The organism is Microbispora sp. NBRC 16548 (genome assembly GCF_030268985.1).
In the GTDB taxonomy this organism is placed as follows: Bacteria; Actinomycetota; Actinomycetes; order Streptosporangiales; family Streptosporangiaceae; genus Microbispora; species Microbispora catharanthi.
In genome coordinates, this window is the sequence record NZ_BSSF01000013.1 from 146,699 (window position 1) to 171,148 (window position 24,450).

The window sequence follows — 24,450 nt, forward strand, 5'->3', positions numbered from 1 at the left end:
TTCAATATGACCGTTCGTCTTGGAGGTGTCAAAAATCAGGCGGGCTGGACCTGTTCCACGTGGCGGCGGCGCGGCAGGCGGAGCAGGGCGAGCGAGCGGACCGCGATGCCGCCGATGATCACCGTCGCCGACGCCGTCACGAGCCAGCCGAGCGTCGTGTGCGGTGCCGACGGGGTGAGCGTCAGCAGGCGCACGCCGTAGGTCGCGCTCGCCGCCGTGGTGAAGGTGAAGGCCCAGAAGCCGATCACGAACGGGATGTGCGCGTACCTGCGGAGCAGGAAGAGGTGGGGCAGGAGCAGGGCGGCGAGGGTGCCGAGCAACACCTCGTGCGCGGTGTTCTGCTGCGGGCCCGCGATCGCCCACCAGGCGTTGCCTGCGACGGCGGGCGGTGCCGAGAAGATCGCGAGCGTCGGCATGAGTGGCCCGGGCAGCTCGGGGCCGGTGGCGAACCGCACGAGGAGGACGGCGCCGATCAGCAGCCAGAAGAGGATGCCCGCGGAGAACAGCGCGGTGGCCGCCCCCCGGTGGCCGATGGTCGCGAGTGACTGCGCGGCGATGAGCGAGGCCGCGACGGTCGGGAGGAGATACCCGCCGTGCAGCGTCGCGGGCCGGCGCGGCGTGGTGAGCATCGAGGCGACGAACCACGCGCCGAACGCCGCCGCGATCGCGAGCATCGTCCAGACGAGCGCGGCCCCGACGCCCGGGAGGTACGTCGCGAGGTGGGCCGCGAGGAGCGAGCCGGTGGTGGGGGCGAGCGCGGCGAACGGCCCGAGGACCGGATGCCGCAGGTCCTCGGCGATGTCACCGAGGCGGGTGACCCTCGCGCCATATCGGGCCAGGGTGCCGGCCCACAGTGCCGCCGCCGCCACCCAGAGGGCCTCGCCGACCGCGGGCGGAGCGGCGAGCGCGGGGACGGCCGCCGTCCAGGTGCCCGCGAGTCCGGAGAGTCCGAAGCCGATGCCGAGGGTGTTGAGGGGGAGCCGAGTGGGGACCGGCGTCGTGCTGGCCATGGTCGGCCTTCTTCCTTTTCGTGCTTCCCGCGCTCTGGGGCGAGCGACCGAGGGAACAATATGACCGGTCGTCTTAAGCTGTCAACGCCGTCCCCCTCAAGGTGCAGAGTTCAGAGGAGGGCGATCAGACGGCCGACGACCCCGGATTCGAGCACGATCAGCGTGCCGATCCCGACGAAGACGAGCGGGGGCCGGTGACGATCTGCCAGGGGCGCGGCCGGCCCTTCGCGCGCGCCGACAGGAACAGCACGGTCAGGATGACGACGTCGTCGACGTTGGTGCCCGCGAAGACCGCGCAGGCGGTGCCGAGCGTGGCCGCGATGCCGTCCATGGCCGGTCAGCATAGAAGTTCACGAGCGTCGTGGTCATCGGGGGCAGAACTCGGCGGTGATCGCCCGGGTGGTGACGGCGGTCTGGTCGACCCACGAGCCGTTGAGGGCCAACGCCATGGTGTGCCGCCCGCCGCGGGTGCCGGCCACCCAGGTCAGCGAGCCGTCCATGGTCCCGGCGCCGCCGTACACGGTGACGCCGCAGGGCGTGGTGGCGATCACCGTGCCCAGGCCGTACCGGAAGGTGTCGCTCTGGGGGAAGGAGCCGGGTGTCGGCGTCAGCATCGTGTCCAGCAGTCCGCGCGGCAGCAGCCGCCCGGCCAGCAGGGCCGAGACGAAGCGGTTGAGGTCGCCCACCGTGGAGATCATGTCGCCGTCGCCCGCGGAGGTGGTCGGGTTGAAGACGGTGACGTCCTTGAGGTCGGGCCGGGCGGGGTCGGGCTTGACGTACCCGTGCAGGTGCGGCCCGCGCACCCAGGGCGAACACCCGGGGAAGTACGTGTCCTTCAGGCCGAGCGGGCGCAGCACGCTCTCGGTGATCACCTGGGCGTACGGCCGGCCGGTGATCTTCTCCATCACCAGGACGAGCAGGCTGTAGTTGGTGTTGGAATACTTCCAGGAAGCGCCCGGCCGGAACGCCGGCGGGTGGCGTCCGGCCGCGTCGGCGAACTCCCGTGGTGTGAAGCAGTGGGCGGGGTCCTTCTCCGCGAGCCGCTCGACCTGGGGATCCTCCGTGTAGTCGTAGAGACCGCTGGTGTGGGCGAGCAGCATGCGCATCGTGATCGCGCCGGCGTTCCGCACCACGCCGGGGAGGACCTCCGAGAGGGGAGTGTCGAGCCGGAGGCGGCCCTCCGCGACGAGCCGCAGGATCGCGGTGGCCACGAAGGTCTTGGTGATGCTGGCGATCCTGAACCGCATGTCCGCGCTGGGCGGCCGGTGCGCCACGACGTCCGCGACACCGCTGGACAGGTTCCGCACCACGCCGTCGTCGCGGGACTGCGCGAGCGCGCCCGGAGAGCCCTGCCGTACGGCGTTGTCCAGGACCTGCCGCAGGCCGTCCCCGCCCGCACCCGAAACGAGCGCGAGGACGACAGCCGCATGAACGGCGACGCGCGATCTGCGCATGCACCCAAACTAACGTGACGCACCGAATATTTCGGTCAGGCGAGGATTGTGATTACGGATATGCGTGCCTGGCGAGGGCCAAAAACGCGGAATCACGCGCCGGAGACCGGGACAGGGACCGTGTCGCCGAGACGCTGCGCGCCGCCGTCGGCGAGGGCCGCATCACCCTCGACGAGCCGACCGAACGGCTCGGCCGCGTCCACAACACCTCTCCCGTGCCGCCCGACCCGGACGGCGCCGTGCTGCGGTTGTCCGGGCACATCGGCGGCGACATCTGGGTGCGCTACCACCGAATCCCCTGACGATCGAAAATGCCGGATTCCCGATAGGGTGCCCGGATGCCGCATCGCCGACTCGCCGCGCTGGCCGCCGCCGTGGTGGTCGTGGCCGCCGGTCTGGCGGTCCGGGCGCTGCTGCCGGGCGCGGTCGCCAAGTATGCGGGCGACCTCCTCTACACCCTCCTCGTGTACGCGCTGGTCGTCGTGGCCGCGCCGCGCGCCCGGCCGTTGGCGGTGGCGGCCGTGGCGCTCGGGGTGAGCTGGCTGGTCGAGTTCGCCCAGCTCACCGGAGTGCCGGCCGCGCTGTCTGCGCACAGCACGCTGGCACGCCTGGTGCTCGGCACGACGTTCAACGCCCCCGACCTGTTCTGGTACGCGGTGGGCGCCGCCGTCGGATACGCCATTCAATCGCTTCGCACGAGATAACCGTTGACCGCTTCTGTGGTGAAAGCTAACATCCCTTTACTCGAAAATTTCGAAGCCGAATAGAAAGTTTCGAATCGGTGATGAGCAGGTTCGCCGGGCCACAACTCCCGGGCGTGTCCCCCTCGCCGGCGGCCGTGACCCCGACCACCGTCGTCGCCGGTCCCGCCACCGCGAACCCGTCCGCGCCGGCACCTCACCATGACGACGTACGGGCCGGCTCCTACATCGCCTTCACGCCGGGCGCCGGCCGGTTCCCTCTCGTCGCGCGGGGCAGGGCGGCCCCGATCGTCGTCAGCGCGAGCGACTTCCCCGGCGTCACCCGGGTCGTGGGCGACCTGCAGGCCGACGTGGAACGGGTCACCGGAGTACAGCCCGCGGTCTCCACCGACACCGTGCCGAAGACCGGCGAGGTGGTGCTGGTCGGCACGATCGGGAAGAGCCCGCTCATCGACGGTCTGATCGAGGCGGGCAAGCTCGACGTACGCGGCATCGCGGGCAAGTGGGAGACGTCCCTGGAGCAGGTCGTGCGGAACCCGCTGCCGGGCGTGCGCCGCGCGTTCGTCATCGCGGGCAGCGACCAGCGGGGCACGATCTACGGCGTCTACGACGTGTCGAGGGAGATCGGCGTCTCGCCCTGGTACTGGTGGGACGACGTCCCGGCCCGCCACCGCGACGCGCTGTACGTCCTGCCGGGGCGGCACAGCCAGGGCACGCCGAAGGTCAGATACCGCGGCTTCTTCGTCAACGACGAGAACCCGGCGCTCGGCACGTGGGCGCCCGAGTTCTTCGGCCCTGGCCTCGCTCCCGGCTACGAGGGCGGCTTCACCAGCAGGTTCTACGCCAGGGTCTTCGAGGTCATGCTCCGCCTCAAGGCCAACTATCTGTGGCCGGCGGTGTGGGGCCGGGCGTTCGCCGAGGACGACCCGGACAACCACAAGACGGCCAGTCAGTACGGCGTGGTCATGGGCACCTCGCACGAGGCGCCGATGATGCGCGGCATCGAGGAGTGGAACCGGCACGCCGTGGCCGCCGTACGCGACAGCCAGGGGAACATCGTCACCCCCGGCCACGACCCGTACGGCGGGACCGGCGAGTGGAGCTTCCGCCGCAACGGCGAGGCGATCGAGAAGTACTGGGCCGACGGCATCCGCCGGATGAAGGAGCAGGGCTTCGAGGGCGTGGTCACGCTCGGCATGCGCGGCAACGGCGACGTCGGCCTGCCCGACGGCGACGGCATCGACCTCATGAAGAGCATCCTGGCCGCGCAGCGGGAGATCCTCGCGAAGGAGAGCGGGGCGGACATCACGACGATCCCGCAGGTCCAGACCCTCTACAAGGAGGTCCAGCGCTACTGGGACCAGGGCCTGCGCCCGCCGGACGACGTGACGGTCGTCTTCTGCGACGACAACTGGGGCAACATGCGCAAGCTGCCCGACCGGTCGCTGCCGGAGCGGTCCGGCGGCTACGGCATCTACTACCACTTCGACTACGTCGGCGCCGGGCGTAACTACAAGTGGGTCGACACGACCAACCTGGCCAACACCTGGGAGCAGCTCAACCTCGCCTACACCTACGGTGTGGACCGGCTGTGGGTGGTGAACGCCGGCGACATGAAGAGCCAGGAGCTTCCGCTCCAGTTCTTCCTCGACTACGCCTGGGATCCCGGCCGTTGGCCGCCGGAGCGGCTCGGCGAGTGGCGGCGCGCGTACGCCGCGCAGAACTTCGGCCCGGAACCGGCCGGTGACATCGCCGAGGTCCTCGACGAGTACGGCCGGCTGCAGTCGCGGCGCAAGCCGGAGCTGCTCAACCGGAAGATCACCGTCGATCCGGCCAAGGACCTCGCCACCGACTCCTCCGCCGTCGTCGACGACGACCGGGCGACGCCGTTCAGCCTCACGGCCTACCAGGAGATGGACCGGGTCACGGCGGAGTGGCAGCGGCTCGCGGCGAAGGCCGAAAAGATCCGCGAGGCCCTGCCCGCGGGCTATGACGACGCCTTCTACCAGCTCGTCTACTACGAGGTGAAGGCGAGCGCCAACCTGTACGAGCTGCGCAGGGCGCAGTTCACCAACCTGCTGTACGCCCGGCAGGGGAGGGCGGCGACCAACCGGATGGCCGACCTCGCGCAGGCCGGGTTCGACGAGGACCGGGCCATGTCGGCGTACTACAACGAGACGCTCGCGGGCGGGAAGTGGAACGGCTTCCAGACCCAGCCCAAGATCGGCTACGGGGACGTCGAGCGGTATGGCCCGAACGCACCCTGGCAGCAGCCCGAGCTGAACGACGTGGCGCTGCCCGACGCCCTCTACCCGCACCTCAAGAGGATCGAGGTGCCCCAGGCGGCCGACATGGGCGTCGCGATCGACGGCTCGGACGCGTGGTGGCCCGCGGAGACGTCACCGGCCGTGCTGCCGGCGTTCAGCCCCTATCAGACCGCGCCGGGGCAGTACATCGAGGTGTTCAACCGGGGCGCCGCGCCCTTCGACTACTCGATCACGCCGTCCGCGCCGTGGGTGAGCGTCACGCCCGCCGCCGGGAGGGTGACCGACCAGGTGCGGGCAGACGTACGCGTCGACTGGTCCCGCGCGCCGCAGGGCACGTCCGAGGTGCCGATCACGGTGACGGGCCCGTCGGGCGCGCGGGTGGTGGTCAAGGCCCTGATACAGAAGCCCGAGCGGAAGCCCGGCCTGCGGGTGAAGGGCTTCGTCGAGGCCGGCGGGTACGTCGCGATCGAGGCCGCCCACTACACCCGCGCCGTGGACGCCGCCGGGGCCGGATGGAAGGTCGTCCCCGGCATCGGCCGCACCGGTGACGGAGTCATCCCGTGGCCCGTCACCGCCGCGAGCCGCGCTCCCGGTGGCGACGGCGCGCGCCTGGAATACACGATGACGTTGACGGGGACGTTGACGAGCGGCGGGCCGGTGAAGGTCTCGGCGTATCTGTCCCCGCGCAACAACGTGCTGCCGGCCGAGGGCCTGCGCTACGCCGTCTCGATCGACGACGGCGCGCCGCAGGTGGTGAACGTCACCAAGGCCACCGGAGCCGACGACACCACGATGAACGCGCAGTGGGCGCGCAACACCTCCGACAACGCGAACGTGACCACGACGACCCACACGATCAGCGGACCGGGCGTGCACACGCTGAAGTTCTGGATGGTCGACCCGACCGTGGTCGTACAGCGGTTCGTCGTGGACACCGGCGGCGTGATCCCGAGTTACCTCGGCCCGCCGGAGAGTCACCACGTCAGGTGACCTCCCGATGACCGAGGCGGCCCCCGTTTTACCGGCACGGGGGCCGCCTCTCTATCCCTGATTGCGATCCCTTGTTATCGTCACCCTGACGATTAAGGAGGTCGTGGTGGCGCTGACCGATCTGCTGGGGCCCCTCCTGGAGCCCGCCATCACCCTGGGCGGCGTGTCGACGAGCTGGGCCGAGTTGCTCGGGTTCGCGACAGGGGCGCTCACCGTCTGGCTGGTGGTCCGCCAGCACGTCTGGAACTGGCCGATCGGCGTCGCGAACGTCGTCCTGCTCGGTCTCGTCTTCCTGGCCGTGGGCCTGTACGCCGACGCGGCCCTGCAGATCGTCTACGTGCTCCTCGGCCTGTACGGCTGGTGGCAGTGGCTGTACGGCGGGGCCGGGCGGACCACGCTCACGGTCACCAGGACCGGCCGCGCGGAGTGGGGATGGCTCGTGCTCGCGGGCGCCGCGGTGACCGCGCTGCTCACCGCCGCACTGGCGACCTGGACCAACTCGGCCGTCCCGTTCTGGGACGCCCTGACGACCGCGCTGTCGCTCATGGCGACCTACGGCCAGTGCCGCAAGCGGGTGGAGTCGTGGTGGCTGTGGATCACGGTCGACCTGGTCTACATCCCCCTTTACGCGTACAAGGACCTCTACCTCACCAGCGTGCTCTACGTGCTGTTCCTCGCGCTGTGCGTGGCCGGACTGCTCGCCTGGCGGCGCGACTCCGCCGCCCGGCCCGCTCCCGCCCCTGACGGTGACGCGGCGGTGACGCGATGAGCGCCCGATACGCGCACGGGCTGGTGATCGGCAAGTTCTACCCTCCACACGCCGGCCACCACCACCTCGTCGACACCGCCGCCGAGCAGTGCACGCTGGTCACGGTGGTCGTCGCGGCCAGCAGCGTGGAGAGCGTCCCGCTCGCCCTCCGCGCGGCGTGGCTGCGCGAGGCGCACCCGCAGCCCCACGTGGTGGTGGCGCCCGTGGTGGACGACATCGAGATCGACTACGACGACCCGGAGATCTGGGCCGCGCACGTCGAGGTCTTCCGGCACGCGCTGGCGCTGGCCCACGGCGGCCTCGCGCCGGACGTCGACGCCGTCTTCTCCTCCGAGGCGTACGGGCCCGAGCTGGCCCGCAGGTTCGGCGGCGCGCACGTGGCGGTCGATCCGGACAGGATCCGCTATCCGGTCAGCGGGACGATGGTCCGCGACGATCCGGTGGCCGCGTGGCCCTGGCTGAGCCCGGCCGTGCGCGCCCACCTCGCCTGGCGGGTGGTCGTCGTCGGGGCCGAGTCCACCGGCACCACCACACTCGCCCGCGCGCTGGCCGCGTACTACGCCGCACGCGGCGGAGTCTGGGCGGCGACCCGGTGGGTGCCCGAGTACGGCAGGACGTATTGCGAGGAGAAGCTCGCGGCGGCCCGCCGGGCGGCCAAGGCCGCGGGGGCGCAGGAACCGTGGCTGGACGACCTGGAGTGGGAGCCGGAGGAGTTCACGCTGATCGCCCACCGGCAGCTCGACTGGGAGGAGGCGGCGGCGCGGACGGGGTCGCCGGTGCTGTTCTGCGACACCGACGCGCTGGCCACCGCGCTGTGGCACGAGCGCTATCTCGGCACGGTGAGTCCCGAGGTCCTGCGGGTCCACGAACGGGCCCGGCACGACCTGTGGATCCACACGTCCGTGGACGGCGTGCCGTTCGAGCAGGACGGCTGGCGCGACGGCGAGCACGTGCGGCACGGCATGGACCGCCGCCTGCGCGCGGAGCTGGCCGATCGCGGGCTCCCGCACGTCGTCGTCTCCGGGCCGCCCGAGGAGCGGCTGACCGCCGCCGTGCGGGCCGTCGACGATCTCGTCACGGCCGGTCGCCGGTTCGCCCCGCCGTTATGAGCTGGGTCGATACGAGAACTCATATCGATCGAGTGTCCATATGAATATTGGACATGTTCTGAACACTTTGCTTTGCTCCTGCGTCTAACGCCCCTGTGACGGACGAGAGCAAGGACATGCCATGCCACGGACACTGCCGGTTACGCTGAAAGCCGCCACGATCACGGTCTCCCTTCTGGCCGGCGCCGTTCCCGCGACCACCGCCACCGCCACAGCCGCCGCCGCGCCCCGGACGGACGTGGCCGCCGCGCTGCGCGCGCTGGAGACGTCGTTCAAGGGCCGCATCGGCGCGTACGCGATCGACACGGCGACGGGGAAGACGATCGGCTATCGGGCGGGCGAGCGGTTCGCGCTGGCGTCCACCTTCAAGGCGGTGGCCGCGGGCGCGGTGCTCGCCCGGACGACCGACCGGGAGCTGACGCGGAAGGTCGTCCACTGGAAGGCCGGCGAGGTGAAGCCGAACTCGCCGGAGACCGGCAAGCACGTGAAGGACGGCATGACCCTCGCCGAGCTGTGCCGGGCGGCGATCATCTACAGCGACAACACCGCGGGGAACATGCTGCTGAAGCGGATCGGCGGGCCGCAGGGCCTCACCCGCTACTTCCGCACGCTCAAGGACCCCGTGTCCCGGCTGGACCGCTGGGAGACCGAGCTCAACGACTGGTCGCCCAAGGAGAAGCGCGACACCACCACGCCCGCGGCCGTCGCCCGCGACCTGAGGGCGCTCACGACCGGCGACGCGCTCGGCGCGAAGGACCGATCCCGGCTGATCGGGTGGCTGCGCGACAACACGACCGGGGACGCGCGCATCCGCGCCGGGCTGCCCACGACGTGGATCGTCGGCGACAAGACCGGCACCGGCGGCACGTACGGCACCGCCAACGACATCGCCGTCGTCTGGCCGGCCAAGGACGCCGCCCCGATCGTCATGGCGATCTACACCAACCGCCGGGCGGCCGACGGCGCCACCGACGATAAGGCGATCGCCCAGACGGCGACCGTGCTCGCGCGCGGCCTCGGCCGGCTCTCGTAAATACCGCGTTATGGGGCCGACCGCGCTTTACGGCCCCATAACCTTGTCTATAGCCATTTGGGGGAGGATCGTGTGAACGCCACGGGGAAGGTGCTCCGTCTGGCCGCCATGGGAGCGGCGGCGGGCGTGCTGGTCGCGGGGATCGCGCTGCCGGCGGTGGGAGGCGCGGGCGTCGGGCTGGTGTCGGCCGTCGAGGACGTGGGCCTCCAGCCCCGGGACCTCGCCGAGCCTCCGCTTGCGCAGGTTTCGGTCGTGCAGGACGTGAAGGGCCACGAGATCGCCCGGTTCTGGGAGCAGTACCGCGAGGTCGTCCCGCTCGACCAGATCGCGGACATCATGAAGACGGCCATCATCTCGATCGAGGACTACCGGTTCTACGAGCACGGCCCGATCGACATCGAGGGCACTATCCGCGCCCTGGCGAAGAACCTGCAGTCGGGCGGGGTGGCCCAGGGCGGCTCGTCGATCACCCAGCAGTACGTCAAGCAGGTGCTGCTCAACGCCGCCCAGACCGAGGCGGAGAAGAACAAGGCGCTGGAGGCCAGCTACGCCCGCAAGCTCAACGAGCTGCGATACGCGATGGGCGTGGAGAAGAAGTACTCCAAGGACCAGATCCTGGAGAAGTACCTCAACATCGCCTACTTCGGCGCGGGCGCGTACGGCGTCGAGGCGGCGGCCAAGCGGTTCTTCGGGGTCAGCGCGAGCGAGCTGACGCTGCCGCAGGCGGCGACGCTGGCGGGAGCCGTGCAGGACCCCAACGCCACCGACCCCAACCTGGGCAAGACCAGCCGCGACCGCCTGCTGAAGCGGCGCAACGTCGTGCTCGACCGGATGGCCGAGCTCGGCAAGATCACCAAGGCTCAGGCGGCCGATGCGAAGAAGGCCAGGCTCGGCTACAAGGGGACCCCGCTGCCCGGCGGCTGCGAGTCGAGCAGGTATCCGTACTTCTGCGTCTACGTGCGTAACGAGATCCTCAGCAACCCCGACTTCGGCAAGACGGCCAAGCAGCGCCTGGCGTTCCTCAACCGCGGCGGCCTGACCATCAAGACCACGATCGACCCCGCGATGCAGGCCGCCGCCGACAAGGCGATCAGGAAGTGGGTCCACCCGTCCGACAACCCCGTGGCCGCCGAGGCGCTGGTCCAGCCCGGCACCGGGGCGATCAAGGCGATGGCCGCGAGCCGTCCGTACGGGACGCGCAAGAGCAAGAACGAGATGTCCTACAACCTCGTGGCGGACGCCGCGCACGGCGGCGGCATCGGCTTCCAGGCCGGCTCGACCTTCAAGACGTTCACCCTGCTCACCGCGCTGAAGCAGGGCATGAAGATCAGCGACGGGTTCAGCGCGGGCGCCGGCTACACCGCGCCGGCCTACGCGACGTTCAAGAACTGCGCGGGCAAGCCCATCGGCGACCCGGGCCACACGGTCACCAACGACGAGGGGTCGCCCGGCTGGCTGACCCTGCAGACCGGCACCTGGCACTCGGTCAACACGTTCTTCATGATGCTGGAGCAGCGGGTCGGGCTCTGCGAGGTGATCAAGACGGCCAAGTCGCTGGGCATCCACCGCTCCGACGGCAACCCGCTCAGTGAGTTCGAGACGTTCACGCTCGGCATCAACGAGATGGACCCCGTGACCGTCGCCAACGCCTACGCCGCGATCGGCGCGCGCGGCAAGTACTGCGCGCCGATGGCGATCGCCCGGATCACCGAGAGCACCGGCAAGACCACCGACTTCACGCCCAAGTGCCGTCAGGCCCTCGACCCCGAGGTGGCGGACGCGGCGGCGCACGTGCTGTCCGGTGTCCTGACCAAGGGCACGATGGCGGCTGTCGGCGGCATCGGGCGTGACGCGGCGGGCAAGACCGGCACCAACGACGAGTCCTCCTCTGCCTGGTTCGCCGGGTTCACCCCCGACCTCGCCGGCGCGGTCAGCCTCGGCGACCCCCGTGGCACGTCGAAGTACAAGCTGAACGGCGTCACGATCGGCGGCCGTTACTACGGCTCGGTGTTCGGCGCCAGCGTCCCCGGGCCGATCTGGAAGGACACCATGCTGAGCGCGTTGCGCGGCGTGCCGCCGACGGACTTCGCGCCGGTCGATGCCGAGCGGTTCGGCGGCTGCGGCGACAGTTGCCGGGGCCTGGTGTCCGTGACGCCTCCGACGGGGGGCGGTGGTCCGGCGGGAGGCGGCGACTCTCCGGTGACGGTCCTGCCCAACTGATCCCGCCCGATCAGCCGGAGTCGTCCAGCGCGTCGGCCGTGTCGAGGACGCGGAACAGCCGGGTCAGGTTCGTCCAGCGGAGGATTCGCAGCACCTGGCCGGCCGGCGCGATGAGGGCGAGGTCGCCGTTCCTGTCGCGCAGGTTGTGCACCAGGCGCACGAGCAGCCCCACGCCCGTGGTGTCGATGAACCGCACCTCGCTGAGGTCGATGGCCAGCCACGGGCCGTGGGCCTCGATCTGGCTGAGCAGCGGCTCGCGCAGGTGCCGCACCGCGTGGAGATCCAGCTCTCCGCGCAGCCCGAGCACCCACCAGCGGGTGGGGGCCGGGGGTTGTGCCGTCCACGTCTCCACGGTGGTTCCCTTCGCTCTCCTTGGCGCCGGGGACCACCGGGGGAGCGGGACGGGGAGGTCCGGGGCGACCGGCGAAGCGCTTCGATCGACGCGCCGAGTGACCGTACGAGCTGAGCCGTACTCAGGGTAACAATCCCCCTCCGGTGCGTCGATCGGGTGAGGCAAAGCTTCCATGGTCAGGAAAGAGACGGGTGGCTATTGTCACGATCCATGGGGGTTAAGCGCGCGCTCAGGCGTCGACTGGTTCTGATCGGGGGAATCGTCGCGCTGGCCGCCACGGGATCCGCGCCGCTCAACGAGGAGCTGCCCAGGGCCGTCGCCGTCGCGTACGCCGCCCAGGGGGCTCTGCCGTACTCGTGGGGCGGGGGACACGCGACGCGGCCGGGGCCGTCGAAGGGGACCTGCCGGGGGTACAGCGGCTCGGTCACGCCCTGTCCGGCGAGGCGGACGCGCGGCTTCGACTGCTCGGGGTTCACCCGATGGGTGTACGACCTGGCGTTCGGCGACGACGTGCTCGGTCCGGGCAACACCGACGATCACATCGGCCGGCTGCGCCGGGTCGGCGTGCCGCAACCCGGCGACCTGGTCTTCTACGGCAGGCCCGGCAGAACCCACCACGTCGGGGTGTATGTCGGAGGCGGCAAGATGATCAACGCGTTCGCCACCGGGACGCGCATCCGCATGGACGACGTGTCCGTGCTGGATGACCTGCTCGGTTACTACCACTACCGAACCTGATCCCTATGCTTGCCCCCGTTATGGTAAAAGTGCGGGTTTTGGGGCGAATCGCGGCGGAGGTCGACGGGCGCCCCGCGGACCTCGGGACCTCGCTCCAGCGCGCTGTGCTGGCCCGGCTGGTCTGCGCCCAGGGACACGTGGTGTCGACCGACCGGTTCGTCGACGACCTGTGGAGGGGCCAGCCTCCGCCGCGCGCGCTGGGCGCGCTCCAGGTCTACGTCTCCAATCTCCGGCGGGCACTGGAGCCGGGCCGCGCCCCCCGCGCCGCCGCCCGCGTGCTGGTCAGCGTCCCACCCGGCTATCGGCTGGCGCTGGAGCCCGGCGACGTGGACGCCTGGCGCTTCCCCCGGCTGGTCGAGTCCGCCGCCGGCCTGCTCAACGAGGGGCGGCACGCACGGGCGCTCGAGGTCGTGGACGAGGCGCTGGCGCTGTGGACCGGCCGGGCGTACGCGGAATTCGGCGAGGAGGAGTGGGCCGTCCCCGAGGTGGTCCACCTGGACGAGCTCCGGGCGGTCGCGGTGGAGTATCGCGCCGAGGCCGGGCTCGCACTCGGCCGCCACGCCGAGGTCGTCCCCGAGCTGGAGCGTCACCTCACGCCCCATTCCCTGCGCGAGAACGCCGTACGGCTGCTCGCGCTCGCCTACTACCGGGCCGGGCGGCAGGGGGAGGCGCTGGCGGTCCTGCGCAGGACGCGCGACCTGCTCGCCGACCAGCTCGGCGTCGATCCCGGGCCCGCCCTGCGCGCGCTCGAGGCGGACATCCTCGCGCAGGCCGAGTCGCTCGACGCGACCCCCGTGGTCCGGGCGGCCTCTGCGCGCGTGGTCCCCGCCCCGCCGCCCGCCCAGGAACCCGTCCGGGAGCCCGTCCGCATGGTCGGCCGTACGGCCGAGCTGTCCCGGCTGGCCGCCGCGGCGGAGCGGGCCCGGGCCGGTTTCCGCATCGCCTGGCTCGGCGGCGAGGCGGGCTCGGGCAAGAGCACCCTGGCCGACGCGCTCGTGCGACGCCTGGCGGCCGGCGGCTGGCAGACCGTGGTCGGGCGCTGCCCCGAGACGACCGGCGGCGTGCCGCCCGCGTGGGCGTGGAGCGAGGTGCTGCGAGAGCTGTCGGCGACCTGCCCGCCCGAACCCGGGACCGCGGCCCGGCTGGCGCCCCTGCTGACCGACGACGCCGCGCCCGTGGGCCAGTTCTGGCTGGCGCGGGCGGCCGGCGACTATCTGGAGGGCGTGCCGGGACCGCTGCTGATCGTGCTGGAGGACGTGCACCGGGCCGACGAGGAGACCCTCCAGCTCCTGCGCCACCTGGCCGGCCGCCTGGCGCGGACGCCGGTCCTCGTCCTGCTGACGCACCGGCCGGCCGAGGCCGGCGACGACCTGACGGCCACCGGGGCGGCGCTCGCCGTGCAGGCGGTGGAGAACATCACCCTGGGCGGCCTCGGCGAACACGAGGTGGCCAGGCTGCTCGCCGAACGTTCCGGCACGGAGGTCGACGAGGCCACGGTTCGCACGGTCACCGAGCGGAGCGGCGGCAACCCGCTGTTCGTGACCGAGACGGCCCGGCTGCTCGCGGTGGACGGCCCGTCGGCGGCCCACGCGCTGCCGCCCGGCGTGCGCGACCTCATCCGCAGGCGTCTCGCCCGGCTGCCCGCGACGGCCCAGACGACGTTGCGCAACGCCGCGGTTCTCGGCCGGGAGGCCGACGCGGACGTGCTGATCGCCATGCCGGGAGCCGACGAGGAGACCGTGCTCGACGGCCTGGAGGCGGGCGTGCTGTCCGGCCTGCTGGAGGAGCCGCGCCCCGGCCGCGTCCGGTTCGCCCACGTGCTCGTCCGCGAGACGCTGTACGAGGACATCCCGCGGCTGCGCCGTACGCGGATGCACGGCAAGGTCCTGGCGGCGCTCGAGCGGGTCCGCCCCGGCGAGGTGGGGGCGCTCGGGCACCACGCGCTCGCCGCCGCGACCACCGCGACCGCCCTCACGGCGGCCGAGTACGCGGCGCGGGCCGCCGGGCAGGCGACCGCGCTGTACGCGCACAAGGAGGCGGCGGCGCTGCTGGAGGGCGCGCTGGGCGCACTCGACCTGGTGAGCGGAGGGGCCGGCGACGCGTCCCGGGACGTCCGCCTGGACCTCCTGTGCCGCCTGGTGTCCGCGCAGTCGCACGCGGGCGACGTGATCACTGCGGTGCGCAACCGGACGAAGGCGCTCGCGGTGGCCCGCCAGACGGGGGATCGCGGCGCGGTGGCGCGGGCGGTGTCATCGCTCGACGCGCCGGTCATCTGGACCATCCAGCCCGACCGCGCGCTCGACGCCGATCTCGTCGGGGCGATCGAGGAGTCGCTGCCCGCGGAGGCAGGGGAGCTGCGCTGCCGGATGCTCGTCGCCCTCTGCCACGCGCTTGAAGGACACGACTCGGAGCGCATCGAGGCGGCGAGCGCGGAGGCGCTGGCGATCGCGGACGCCCTCGGCGACCTCCGCCTGCGGTGCATGGCGCTCAATGGCCGCTACTGGGTCTGCCTGACCCCGGACAGGCGGGACGACCTGGAGACGCTCGGGCACGATCTGCTGGCCGCCTCGGCCGCCGCCGGGCTCCTCGGCTACCAGACGCTCGGCCACTTCTCGCTGCTCATGGTCGCGCTCAGCCGCAACGACTGGACCACGGCACGCCGGCACGCCGACAAGGCCATGGAGCTGTCGACGAGCGGCCAGCTCGGCCTGGCCCTCGGCATCCTCGCCTTCCTCGACGCCCTGCACCTGCTGGTCAGGGGGGAGTTCGAGCGGGCCGAGAGCGTCTACACGCAGCTCGGGGAGCGGCTGGCCAGCACCGGTGACGCCAACGGCGCGATGGTGGGGACGGTCGGCCGCTTCGTGGTCAAGCTGGCCGCGGGGCGGGTCCACGAGTCTGTGGAGGAGCTCGCCGCTCTGTGGGAACGCCTGCCGCAGGACGCGGGCGAGCTGTACACGCGGGCGCTCGCCGGGGCCGGCCGCCTGGAGGAGGCCCGCGTGGTGTGGGCCTCCGCGCGCGTCCCCCGCCAGGACTACTACTGGCTCGTCTTCATGTCTCTGCGTGCGGACAACGCGATCGCGCTCGGCCACCGGGGGGCGGCCGAGGAGTGCTACCGCCTGCTGCTGTCGTCCGACGGCGAGCTGGCCGGCCTGCACTCGGGCTCGGTCACGCTCGGGCCGGTCGCGCACACGCTCGGCGACCTCGCGGCGTTCCTGGGCCGGCCCGGCGCCGCCGAGGCCCACTACCTGCGGGCCGCCGAGGTCGCCCGGCAGGTCGGCTCCCCGCACTGGGAGGAGGCCGCCCGCCGTGAAGTTGACAACGCAGCGCTCACGCGGCACCGAAGATGAGCCGCTCGCGGCGGAGGTGGGCGCGGCGCATCAGCGCCAGCATGACGACCAGGACCGGCCCGGCCAGCCTGCGCAGCTCCGCCAGCTCCTCCGGCCGCGCGTGCTGCTCGATCCTGGGCAGCTCGAAGCGGACGTCGCCGCCCTTGCGGACGTGCTGCTCCATCACCTCCCAGTCCTTGCCGGAGACGTGCCGCATGATGATCGGGAAGATCGTGCGCTCCTCCTCCTGGATGTGCTCGTCGAGCAGGTCGGCCAGCCGGCGCAGCGGCTTGGCCAGCTCGGCCGGGTCACCCGCGACCGCCTGGATCTCCTCAAGCAGCGGGTCGAGCTCGGAGTGGTCCTCGCTCAGCTCGCTCAGGTCGATCTCGGCGCCCGCCGAGCGGACGAGCAGCGGCCACAGGTGGTCGTCCTCCGCCTTGTGATGGTGGTGGATGCCGCGGCACAGCTTGGTCGCGTACTCGCGGATGGCGGCGGCGCGATCCGGGCCGCACGGCTGCCGGCCCGCGGCGATCTCGGCGGTGACGTCGGCCAGGCGCCGGGAGTCGGTGCGCATCGCCCGGTGCGCGATGCGGAAGCCCAGCAGGTTGGGGGTGTCGGACATCGGAAGACCCTTCGTGAACGTGGGGAACGGTGGTGCGTCACGCTCACTGTGCGGCCCCGCACTTGGGGTCGATTAAGACCCTACTTAAGACGATTCCCATGGGACGGGAGATAGACGTGGGGAGAAGCCGATAGCTTGTTCCCCTATGGACAGCCGATGGGTGGGACCGGACGGATACGAGATCGTTCCCGCGTACCGCCGCGACCGCCAGGTGCTGCGGGTGCGGCGCAACGGTCAGGTGGTCGCCGACTGCCTCTCGGTCGAGGAGGTCGCCCGGTATGTCGACCTCGCCGACCTCTGCGAGGTGATCCCGCTGCCCGTCAAGGCCGGCGACGCCCGTACGGCCGTCAAATAGCCTGGTCACAGGCGTAACGGCGGCGGGCCCTGGGCACTCAGAGTGCCGAGGGGGAATCGATGCGCCTGCCTGTCCGTCTGCCTGTCCGTCTGCCTGTCACCGTCACCGCGCTCTGCGTCGCCGCCGGCGGCTGCGGGGCGGCGCCCACGGGCCCCCCGGCAGAGACGCCGGTGTACGTGCTCAACCTCCAGAACTCCGAGCGGGGCAGGGCCGAGCAGCGGCCGGCGAACCTCGTGCTCTCGGAGTTCAGCACGATGAGCGGGGTCACCTGGCGGACCTGGGGGCCGACCCGGGCGACCGGCGCGGGCAGGCTCAGCGGCACGTGGTGCCTGCCCGAGTGCGCGGACGCGCCGTACGCCGCCACGGTGACGTTGAGCAGCGTGATCCCGGTCAAGGGCAAGGGGTACTTCAGCCGGTACGCGGTCACGGCCGACGTGCCCGTCCGGCACCGTCCCGAGGCCGATCTGTCCGGGGTGCTGCCGACGCCCTGAGCCGCGTGCCGGAGGGAGATTCGAATTCGCACACACCGCCGTGGCCGTGTATGGTTACACCTGTCCGCAGCGCGAGAGCAGCAGGCGGACCCGCCCCTATAGCTCAGTCGGCAGAGCGTCTCCATGGTAAGGAGAAGGTCAACGGTTCGATTCCGTTTGGGGGCTCTAGCCGGAAAGTCCTATCCAAGCAGTGCTTCTGACTGAGCGCTGCAGGGTGGGGCTTTCGGCTTGGTGGGGATGCCTCATCCTCGCCGAAAGACCGATCTCGATCATGGCTGATCCCGATGCGCGAATAGCCGTTCAGGTCGGGTATCCTTGCGTGGCCGGATCCAGTTTCCGGCCGAGGCGGAGTAGCTCAGTCAGGCAGAGCAAGCGGCTCATAATCGCTGTGTCGCCGGTTCAAGTCCGGCCTCCGCTACTACCCTGCCGGGTCACCTGAACAAGGGGACCCCGGTGTGGGTTTGTCCAGTAGTCCCGAACGCAGAAAGGCACTCCCACGTGGCTGCCGCAGACGTTAGGCCGAAGATCACGCTGGCCTGCCAGGAGTGCAAGCACCGCAACTACATCACGCGGAAGAACCGGCGCAACGACCCGGATCGGCTTGAGCTGAAGAAGTACTGCCCCAACTGCAAGACGCACCGGGCGCACCGCGAGACCCGCTAGACCACGGCACGGATCGCACGCACTTCCGACACCGGCGTTCCCTAGGGGGGCGCCGGTTTGTCGTGTCCGGAGCGGTGCGGGCCGGTGTCCGCCGGCGTGGGTCTGTTACCGTACGGCCTACCCAGCTCATCTCTAAGGAGCCCGGCCCGATGCCTTTGAACCGCGATTTCGTCGGGCGGACGTACGAGTCGTCCGCGCCCTACGAGGTCAGCCGCGTGAAGATCAGCGAGTTCGCCACCGCGATCGGCGACTCCAACCCGATCTACCACGACAGGCGGGCCGCCGTGGCGGCCGGGCACCCGGACGTCGTCGCGCCGCCCACGTTCCCCATCGTGTTCAGCCTCTTCGGGACCGGTGACGCGCTCGCCGACCCCGACCTCGGGCTCAACTTCGCGATGGTCGTGCACGGCGAGCAGAGGTTCGAGTACGAGCGGCCCATCCACGCGGGCGACGAGCTGGTGTGCACCTCGACCGTCGCGGAGATCCGCAGCGTCGGCCGCAACGAGTTCCTGACCCTGCGCAGCGACGTCTCGACCACCTCGGGTGAGCTGGTCTGCCGGACGTACAACATCATCGTGGAGCGCGGAGGGGCGGCCTGATCATGGCGGCGACGGTCAAGTACGACGAGGTGGAGACCGGCCAGGAGATCCCGGCCGTCGAATACCGGGTCCGCCGGGTGGACCTGGTGAGGTACGCCGGCGCCTCGGGCGACTTCAACCCCATCCACTGGAACGAGCGGCACGCGAAGGCGGTCGGCCTGCCCGACGTCATCGCGCACGGCATGTACACGATGGCGCAGGGCGGCCGGTTCGTGACGGACTGGGCGGGCGACCCCGGCGCGGTGGTGGAGTACGGCGTCCGGTTCTCCTCCATGGTCGTGGTGCCGGACGACGACAACGGCGCGACGATCACGATCAGCGGGGTCGTCGAGGACAAGCGCGAGGACAAGCGCGTCGTCGTGGCGCTGACCGCGAGGTCCGGCGACGCCCGCGTCCTGTCCAAGGCCCGCGCGGTGGTCCAGCTCTCCTGAGCGCCCTCTCCTGGCCGGCCCTCCCCGACCGGCCCGATTGACCGTGGCGGTGCCGGGTAGCGGTCGGATCGTGAACGAGCGAGACATCGAAGCGAAGAACGAGCCGATCACCACCCAGCGGGAGCACGGCGACGTCGCCGGCGTCGCCGCGGAGACCCAGGACCCCGGCAAGGCCGGCGACGCCCACGGCGGCGCGTTGCCGCGCCCGCGGGCGGAGAACGCCAGGGAGGCCGCCGGAGCCGCGGGCCCGGAAGAGATCACCGAGGTCAAGCGGGACGTCGCTCCCGGCGGGACGATCGAGACCGCGCTGACCCCCTCGGGCGAGCCGTCGGTGGTCGCCTCCCAGCTCCTGTGGGACGGCAGTTCGGCCACGTCGAGGGTCGACGAGTCGATCGCCGAGGCGGAACGCGAGGACCGCGGATAGCTATCCTGTTCGTCGGGATGTTCCGGGTGCGAGGAGACCGATGGCTGACCGGTTGGCAGGGGTGCCGCTCGCCCCGTATACCACGCTGCGGACGGGCGGACCGGCCCGGGCGTTCACGCAGGCGCGGACGCAGGACGAGCTGGTCGCGATCGTGGCCGAGGCCGACCATGAGGGCGAGCCCGTGCTGGTGCTCGGCGGCGGCAGCAACCTCGTGGTGTCCGACGACGGGTTCGACGGGCTCGTGGTGCGCGTCGTCACCCGGGGCGTCGACGTGACGGCCCCGACCTCAGCGGCAGGGGACGGGCGCGTGCTGGTCACCGTGCAGGCGGGGGAGGACTGGGACGCCCTGGTCGCCCGCTGCGTGGCCGAGGGCTGGTCGGGGGTCGAGTGCCTGTCGGGCATACCCGGGCTGGTGGGCTCCACCCCGATCCAGAACGTCGGCGCGTACGGGCAGGACGTCTCGCAGACCGTCGCCGCCGTCCGCGTGTACGACCGGGCGACCGGCGAGGTGGGGGACCTCACGGCGGCCGAGTGCGGCTTCGCCTACCGGCACAGCGCGTTCAAGCACGACCCCGGCCGGCACATGGTGCTGGCCGTCACCTACGCCCTGGAGCGCTCGCCGCTGTCGGGGCCCGTGGCCTACAAGGAGCTGGCCACGCGGCTCGGCGTGGAGATCGGCGCGCGGGTGCCGCTGGCCGACGCGCGGGAGGCGGTGCTGGAGCTGCGGCGGGGCAAGGGCATGGTGCTCGACCCCGACGACCCGGACACGCGCAGCGCGGGGTCGTTCTTCACCAATCCCGTGCTCGGCCCGGAGGAGGCGGCGGCCCTGGCTCTGCGGGCCCCCGGCCATCCGCGCTGGGACATGCCCGACGGCACGGTCAAGATCCCGGCGGCGTGGCTGATCGAGAACGCCGGATTCCCCAAGGGTTACGAAAGGGGCCGGGTCCGCATCTCGACCAAGCACACGCTGGCCCTCACCAACCCCTCCGGCGAGGCGGGCGCGACCGAACTGCTGGCGCTGGCCCGCGAGGTGCGCGACGGCGTGCACGAGAAGTTCGGGGTGTGGCTCGTCAACGAGCCCGTGCTGGTGGGAGTACGCCTTTAGCTCGGTTAAACTGGGACGACACCGAAGGGGAGTAGTCCGAAATCCACTGATCGACACACTGGCGGTTCGTCCGCCCGGTCGTGGAGCCCTCGTGGCGGACGAGACCTTCGGCCCGACAGTCATGATCACATGCTGCCGGGCCGAAGTCGTGCCCGAACTCCCCGGGTGTCGTACGGCGGCCCGGTCGCATCTCCCCTGTAGGAAGGCGACCCGTGCAAGCCCTCTGGATCTCCCTCGTCGTCATCTTCGTGGCCGAGCTGGGCGACAAGAGCCAGCTCATGGCCCTGACGTTCGCGACCCGGTTCAAGACGGGGCCGGTGCTGGCCGGCATCACCGCCGCGACCGCGCTCGTCCACCTCGTCAGCGTCGGCGTCGGCAGGGTCGTCGGCGACGCCCTCCCCACCACCGCCATCTCGATCATCGCGGGCCTCGCGTTCCTCGCCTTCGCGGCGTGGACGCTGCGCGGTGACGAGCTCACCGAGGAGGAGAAGGGCAAGGCGGCCCGGACCACCCGCAACGCGTTCATCGCCGTCGCCGTGGCGTTCTTCCTCAGCGAGCTGGGCGACAAGACCATGCTCGCCACCATCACGCTGGCCACCCAGCACGGCTGGTTCGGCACGTGGGTCGGCTCGACCGTGGGCATGGTCGCCGCCGACGCGCTGGCCATCCTGGTCGGCCGGTTCCTCGGCTCGCGCCTGCCCGAGAAGTGGATCAAGTATGGCGCGGCCGCCGCGTTCGCCGTCTTCGGCGTGCTGCTGCTGGCCGAGCCTCTGATCGCCTGACCCTCGTTCGCCTAATCGAGGAGAGACAGGCGATGGGCCGCGGCGGCCGCCTCGCCCCGGGTCGACACGCCCAGCTTGGGCAGGATGTTCGACACGTGCACGCTGACGGTCTTGGCCGAGATGAACAGCTCGGCCGCGATGTCCCGGTTGCTGCGCCCGGCCGCCACCAGGCGCAGCACCTCCAGCTCCCGGGGGGTCAGGTCGGCCTGCCGTACGGGCTCGGACGGCGTGGCGTCGGACTGCGTGGATCGGGATAGGGGGGAGCCGACGCGGCGGGCCAGCGTCTCTATCTGGGTGACCAGAGGGGTGGCTTGCAACGCGACCGCGAGCGGGCAGGCCTCGCGCAGACGCGCCGACGCCCCCTCACGGTCGCCGCTCGCGGCGGCCGCCATGGCGCCGTGCAACAGCGCCTTGGCCCGGACGTGCGGACGACCCAGCCGCCGCCACGCCTCGGCCGCGGCGTCGAACTCGCCCCGGTAGACCAGCCCGAACGCCTCGTTCACCGGCCCGTCGCCCAGGTTGACGGCCAGACGGTCGCCCAGCTCCCGCACATGGGTCACCCGGTCGGGGGCGACCGGAGCCGCCGCGTCGCAGACGTACCGGACCGAGGCGAGCAACCGCCCGGCGAGCATGGCCTTGCGCGACAGCGGCGGGTCGTCCAGCGCCGTCTCCAGGACAGCCAGGGCCTGTAGCGGCTCGCCGCGCAGCAGGTGCCAGGCGAGGACCAGGCGGGTGTTGTTCGTCCACTCCTGCGTCTGCTCGTCGCGGTGCGGGGAGAAGGCGCCGACCTCGGTGAGGATGTCCTGCGCCAGGTCCTCCTCGTCGCGCGCGATCGCGATGTCCGCGCGGACCCGCAGCATGTGCCACCGGTTGCGCAGGGTCGGCCCCATCGTCAGGGACCGCTCGATGACCTCGACGGCCTCGTCCCAGCGGCCGAGCGACTCCAGCGCCTCCGCCCGGTTGTTGGCGATGAACACCCCGTGCTGGCGGAACCTGCCGTACCGCCGGGCGAGCTTCTCACCCTTCAGCGCGAGCGCCACAGCCTCCTCAGAACGGCCGAGGTTGTCGAGGGCGTCGACGTTGTTCGCCAGGGCGCGCAGGATGATTCGCGGTGTGTCGAGCCGGGTCCCGATGGCCAGGGCGCGCTCGTTCATCGCGAACGCCGTCTCCAGGTCGCCGTCGATGGAGTGGCCGAGCGCGAGGTTGATCAGGAGGTCGGCCTCCTGGGCCTCGTCGCCCGTCTCACGGGCGATGCGCAGCGCCTCCTGCGTGAGCGCCGTGCCCTCGACGATCTCGTCCGAATTGATCAGCACCGTGCCCAGCCGGGTCAGCACGAGGGCGCGGACGTCGCCCGGCTGCGGGACCAGGCGTTCGGCGCGCCGCAGCTCCTCAAGCCCGCCGGGCTTGCCCTTCTGAATCTTGATGTTCGCCATGCGGACCAGCAGTTCGGCCACCCGCTCGGGGGAGGTCCGCTCATCCAGTTCGGCGAGCGCGCCGCGCACGTACTTGTGGCTCTGCTCCATGTCGCCGCTGACGTAGGCCGCCTCGGAGGCCCGCTCGAGCACCGTGCAGTGGTCGTGGCCGATGCGCTCGGCGGCGTCGGGGACCTTGTCCCACAGCGTCAGCACGCGTTCGAGGAGCTGGATCTGCTCGGTGTAGGCGAACGACTTGGCCGCCTTCTCGGCCGCCTCCCACGCCGAGATCAGCGCCCACAGGTCGTCGCGGGCGGAGTACCAGTGGTGGGCGATCTCGATGGCCGCCCGGCCCGGGGGCACCAGGGCGCGGTCGCGGTCGATCTCCTCGGCGTACCGCGCGTGCATTCGCGCGTGCTCGCCGGGCAGCAGCTCGTCGTGGACCGCCTCGCGGATCAGGGCGTGCCGGAACGCGTACGCCCCGCCGTCGGCCACCTGCAGCACGTTGGCCGCGATGGCCGGCCGCAGCGCGTTCTCCAGGTCCACGTCGGACAGGCCGCTGACCGCCGCGAGCAGGTCGTGCCCGACGCGTACGCCCCCGGCGGCGGCGATCCGGAGCACCCGCTGGGTCTCCTCGGGCAGCCGCTCCACCGAGCCGATGATCAGGTCGTGCAGCGAGTCGGGGAACGAGCAGTCGTCGCCGCAGTCGAGCAGCGCCTCCACGAACAGCGGGATGCCGCCGCTGCGGTCGAAGACCCGGTCCACCTTGGCGAACTCGGGGGTCACCCCGAGGATGCCGGCCATCTGCGCGGCGACCTCGTCCTGGGTGAAGCGGGGCAGGTCCACCCGCACCACGCCGTCGACCCGGCCCAGCTCGGCCAGCACCGGCCGCAGGGGATGGGTGCGGTGCAGTTCGTCCGACCGGTACGTCATCACCACCAGGACGGGAGCCGACTTGAGGTTGCGGCTGAGGAAGGCGATGAGGTCCCGGCTGGAGCGGTCGGCCCAGTGGATGTCCTCGATGACGAGCACCACCGGCCGCCGCTCGGCGAGGCGCTCGAGCAGGGCGAGGATCAGCTCGAACAGCCGGGCGCGGGCCGACTCGGTCTCCCCGTCGCCACTCGGCTCGCCGAACTCGGGCAGCAGCCTGGCCAGGTCGCGGGCGGCGCCGTCGGGCAGCAGGGCGGCGACCTCGGCCGCGCCGCACTCCCGGACGAGCTGCCGCAGCGCGGCGGTGAACGGCGCGTAGGCCAGGCCCTCGGCGGACAGCTCCACGCAGCCCCCGACGAGCACGTGGGCACCGTCCTGCGCGGCCTGCTCGGCGAACCGGCCGGTGAGGCGGGTCTTCCCCACGCCCGCCTCGCCGCCGATGAGCACCGCCGCGGTGGCCTGCTTGCGGGCCTGGTCGTAGGCCTCGCTCAGGGTTTCCAGCTCCGCGCCCCGCCCGACGAAAACGGGGCTCACCGCCCGGCGTGTCATGCCGTCAAGCATGTCATGACCCTTTGTATGGCTTCGCCTGGTTTTCCGGTCAGACCTATGTGGCCCGTGGGGCTCACGGCGGCTGAAAGGCCCGGCCGGGAGGGAGGGTCCGGCCGGG

23 protein-coding genes and 2 tRNA genes are annotated in these 24,450 nt (G+C 71.6%); 19 read left to right on the forward strand and 6 right to left on the reverse strand.

What is annotated here, in order from left to right; all coding sequences use genetic code 11:
- Positions 1 to 35: 35 nt before the first annotated feature.
- The 3 genes from QSK36_RS31525 to QSK36_RS31535 all read right to left on the reverse strand — a co-directional run bounded on the left by QSK36_RS31525 (position 36) and on the right by QSK36_RS31535 (position 2,464).
- Positions 36 to 1,010, reverse strand: a complete 975-nt coding sequence (locus QSK36_RS31525; RefSeq protein ID WP_285784895.1) for an SLAC1 family transporter — start codon at positions 1,008 to 1,010, stop codon at positions 36 to 38.
- Between the two features lie 157 nt (positions 1,011 to 1,167).
- Complete coding sequence (locus QSK36_RS31530) at positions 1,168 to 1,341, reverse strand: hypothetical protein (RefSeq protein WP_221263377.1); 174 nt, start codon at positions 1,339 to 1,341, stop codon at positions 1,168 to 1,170.
- A gap of 34 nt (positions 1,342 to 1,375) precedes the next feature.
- Positions 1,376 to 2,464, reverse strand: a complete 1,089-nt coding sequence (locus tag QSK36_RS31535; protein ID WP_183533871.1) for a serine hydrolase domain-containing protein — start codon at positions 2,462 to 2,464, stop codon at positions 1,376 to 1,378.
- Positions 2,465 to 2,478: 14 nt separating this feature from the next.
- Between QSK36_RS31535 and QSK36_RS31540 the strand changes: the two genes are divergently transcribed.
- The 7 genes from QSK36_RS31540 to QSK36_RS31570 all read left to right on the forward strand — a co-directional run bounded on the left by QSK36_RS31540 (position 2,479) and on the right by QSK36_RS31570 (position 11,553).
- Positions 2,479 to 2,766, forward strand: coding sequence for a DUF1707 SHOCT-like domain-containing protein (locus tag QSK36_RS31540; RefSeq protein ID WP_285784896.1), 288 nt, complete (start codon positions 2,479 to 2,481; stop codon positions 2,764 to 2,766).
- 36 nt (positions 2,767 to 2,802) lie between these two features.
- Positions 2,803 to 3,168, forward strand: a complete 366-nt coding sequence (locus QSK36_RS31545) for a ribosomal maturation YjgA family protein (RefSeq protein ID WP_182898305.1) — start codon at positions 2,803 to 2,805, stop codon at positions 3,166 to 3,168.
- Between the two features lie 80 nt (positions 3,169 to 3,248).
- Positions 3,249 to 6,422 (forward strand): glycosyl hydrolase 115 family protein, encoded by a 3,174-nt coding sequence (locus QSK36_RS31550; RefSeq protein WP_285784897.1) that lies wholly within the window; start codon positions 3,249 to 3,251, stop codon positions 6,420 to 6,422.
- Positions 6,423 to 6,528: 106 nt separating this feature from the next.
- Positions 6,529 to 7,191 (forward strand): nicotinamide riboside transporter PnuC, encoded by a 663-nt coding sequence (pnuC, locus tag QSK36_RS31555; RefSeq protein WP_285784898.1) that lies wholly within the window; start codon positions 6,529 to 6,531, stop codon positions 7,189 to 7,191.
- Positions 7,188 to 8,300: an AAA family ATPase gene (locus QSK36_RS31560; RefSeq protein ID WP_285784899.1), complete on the forward strand. Its 1,113-nt coding sequence runs from the start codon at positions 7,188 to 7,190 to the stop codon at positions 8,298 to 8,300. The genes pnuC and QSK36_RS31560 overlap by 4 nt, the downstream gene beginning before the upstream one ends.
- A 121-nt stretch (positions 8,301 to 8,421) precedes the next feature.
- Positions 8,422 to 9,333: a class A beta-lactamase gene (gene bla / locus QSK36_RS31565; protein WP_285784900.1), complete on the forward strand. Its 912-nt coding sequence runs from the start codon at positions 8,422 to 8,424 to the stop codon at positions 9,331 to 9,333.
- A 72-nt stretch (positions 9,334 to 9,405) separates the two neighbouring features.
- Positions 9,406 to 11,553, forward strand: coding sequence for a transglycosylase domain-containing protein (locus QSK36_RS31570; protein ID WP_352241235.1), 2,148 nt, complete (start codon positions 9,406 to 9,408; stop codon positions 11,551 to 11,553).
- A gap of 10 nt (positions 11,554 to 11,563) precedes the next feature.
- On the opposite strand, the gene QSK36_RS31575 is transcribed toward QSK36_RS31570, so the two are convergent.
- Positions 11,564 to 11,905, reverse strand: coding sequence for an STAS domain-containing protein (locus QSK36_RS31575; protein WP_285784901.1), 342 nt, complete (start codon positions 11,903 to 11,905; stop codon positions 11,564 to 11,566).
- Positions 11,906 to 12,115: 210 nt separating this feature from the next.
- Here QSK36_RS31575 and QSK36_RS31580 point away from each other — a divergent pair, with 210 nt between their 5' ends.
- Both QSK36_RS31580 and QSK36_RS31585 read left to right on the forward strand, forming a co-directional pair.
- Positions 12,116 to 12,643 (forward strand): C40 family peptidase, encoded by a 528-nt coding sequence (locus QSK36_RS31580; protein WP_285784902.1) that lies wholly within the window; start codon positions 12,116 to 12,118, stop codon positions 12,641 to 12,643.
- Between the two features lie 29 nt (positions 12,644 to 12,672).
- Complete coding sequence (locus tag QSK36_RS31585; RefSeq protein ID WP_285784903.1) at positions 12,673 to 15,990, forward strand: ATP-binding protein; 3,318 nt, start codon at positions 12,673 to 12,675, stop codon at positions 15,988 to 15,990.
- On the opposite strand, the gene QSK36_RS31590 is transcribed toward QSK36_RS31585, so the two are convergent.
- Positions 15,971 to 16,591 carry a hemerythrin domain-containing protein gene (locus tag QSK36_RS31590; RefSeq protein ID WP_285784904.1) on the reverse strand — a complete coding sequence of 207 codons (621 nt, stop codon included), beginning with the start codon at positions 16,589 to 16,591 and terminating at the stop codon, positions 15,971 to 15,973. The two genes, QSK36_RS31585 and QSK36_RS31590, sit on opposite strands and share 20 nt — an antisense overlap.
- Positions 16,592 to 16,736: 145 nt before the next feature.
- Between QSK36_RS31590 and QSK36_RS31595 the strand changes: the two genes are divergently transcribed.
- The 10 genes from QSK36_RS31595 to QSK36_RS31640 all read left to right on the forward strand — a co-directional run bounded on the left by QSK36_RS31595 (position 16,737) and on the right by QSK36_RS31640 (position 21,441).
- Positions 16,737 to 16,946, forward strand: coding sequence for a transposase (locus QSK36_RS31595; protein WP_183533882.1), 210 nt, complete (start codon positions 16,737 to 16,739; stop codon positions 16,944 to 16,946).
- 59 nt (positions 16,947 to 17,005) lie between these two features.
- Positions 17,006 to 17,437 (forward strand): hypothetical protein, encoded by a 432-nt coding sequence (locus tag QSK36_RS31600; RefSeq protein WP_183533884.1) that lies wholly within the window; start codon positions 17,006 to 17,008, stop codon positions 17,435 to 17,437.
- 92 nt (positions 17,438 to 17,529) lie between these two features.
- Positions 17,530 to 17,602 (forward strand) — tRNA-Thr (locus tag QSK36_RS31605).
- A gap of 179 nt (positions 17,603 to 17,781) precedes the next feature.
- Positions 17,782 to 17,855: transfer RNA gene (locus QSK36_RS31610), tRNA-Met, on the forward strand.
- An 80-nt stretch (positions 17,856 to 17,935) separates the two neighbouring features.
- Complete coding sequence (gene rpmG / locus QSK36_RS31615) at positions 17,936 to 18,100, forward strand: 50S ribosomal protein L33 (protein WP_030510782.1); 165 nt, start codon at positions 17,936 to 17,938, stop codon at positions 18,098 to 18,100.
- A 149-nt stretch (positions 18,101 to 18,249) separates the two neighbouring features.
- A complete protein-coding gene (locus tag QSK36_RS31620; protein ID WP_139579907.1) occupies positions 18,250 to 18,699 on the forward strand; it encodes a MaoC family dehydratase N-terminal domain-containing protein in 450 nt (149 codons plus the stop codon).
- A 2-nt stretch (positions 18,700 to 18,701) separates the two neighbouring features.
- On the forward strand, positions 18,702 to 19,130 hold the full coding sequence (locus QSK36_RS31625; protein WP_182898314.1) for a MaoC family dehydratase: 429 nt from the start codon (positions 18,702 to 18,704) through the stop codon (positions 19,128 to 19,130).
- Between the two features lie 70 nt (positions 19,131 to 19,200).
- Positions 19,201 to 19,554 carry a hypothetical protein gene (locus QSK36_RS31630; protein WP_183533886.1) on the forward strand — a complete coding sequence of 118 codons (354 nt, stop codon included), beginning with the start codon at positions 19,201 to 19,203 and terminating at the stop codon, positions 19,552 to 19,554.
- Positions 19,555 to 19,594: 40 nt separating this feature from the next.
- Complete coding sequence (locus QSK36_RS31635) at positions 19,595 to 20,659, forward strand: UDP-N-acetylmuramate dehydrogenase (protein WP_285784905.1); 1,065 nt, start codon at positions 19,595 to 19,597, stop codon at positions 20,657 to 20,659.
- A gap of 212 nt (positions 20,660 to 20,871) precedes the next feature.
- Positions 20,872 to 21,441: a TMEM165/GDT1 family protein gene (locus QSK36_RS31640; RefSeq protein WP_183533890.1), complete on the forward strand. Its 570-nt coding sequence runs from the start codon at positions 20,872 to 20,874 to the stop codon at positions 21,439 to 21,441.
- An 11-nt stretch (positions 21,442 to 21,452) separates the two neighbouring features.
- On the opposite strand, the gene QSK36_RS31645 is transcribed toward QSK36_RS31640, so the two are convergent.
- Positions 21,453 to 24,332 carry a helix-turn-helix transcriptional regulator gene (locus QSK36_RS31645; protein WP_285784906.1) on the reverse strand — a complete coding sequence of 960 codons (2,880 nt, stop codon included), beginning with the start codon at positions 24,330 to 24,332 and terminating at the stop codon, positions 21,453 to 21,455.
- Positions 24,333 to 24,450: the final 118 nt, after the last annotated feature.